The 462-nt window shown below is 57.1% G+C and carries 1 protein-coding gene; it reads right to left on the reverse strand.

The features are described from left to right. Positions 1-462: hypothetical protein (locus tag I6F21_RS37740; RefSeq protein WP_225184386.1), on the reverse strand; the 462-nt coding region annotated here is incomplete at both ends.

The raw sequence follows: 462 nt of genomic DNA on the forward strand, positions 1-462 counted from the left end.
GCCTTCCGCTTGGCTTCCTCGGCCTTTTGCTTGGCCTCTGCCTCGGCTCTTAGCCTCGCTTCAGCAAGCGCGCGCTGTGTACTGAGAGGGCAGTAAGCCGCGCGCCAGGGAGGATCCTTGAGCTTTCCGTTCAGGCTTTTCTGGACCGAGATCGCCGCCGCATCCAGTTGTTTGATGAACATGATCTCGTTGAATTGTCTGCTATCCCAGTTGGGATCGCGCGGGTTGAGGTTCTGCGCCAGATTGTAATCGTCACAGACCATTTCAACCTTCAGCGAGCCCGGGCCGAGATCGTTGATCTTCTTGACCTTGCAGCTCCATTCGTAACCGCTGACCGATTTCCTGCCGAGATCGATTGTCAGGCCGCCACTTTCATCACAGTCTAACTGGAAGTTCTTGCCAGGTTCGGCATAGACGCCGGCCTTGGGACGCCACTTGTCGGATGTCGGAGCAGGTGGTTCC

The sequence above is a fragment of the Bradyrhizobium sp. NBAIM03 genome (assembly GCF_020194055.1).
GTDB lineage: Bacteria > Pseudomonadota > Alphaproteobacteria > Rhizobiales > Xanthobacteraceae > Bradyrhizobium > Bradyrhizobium yuanmingense.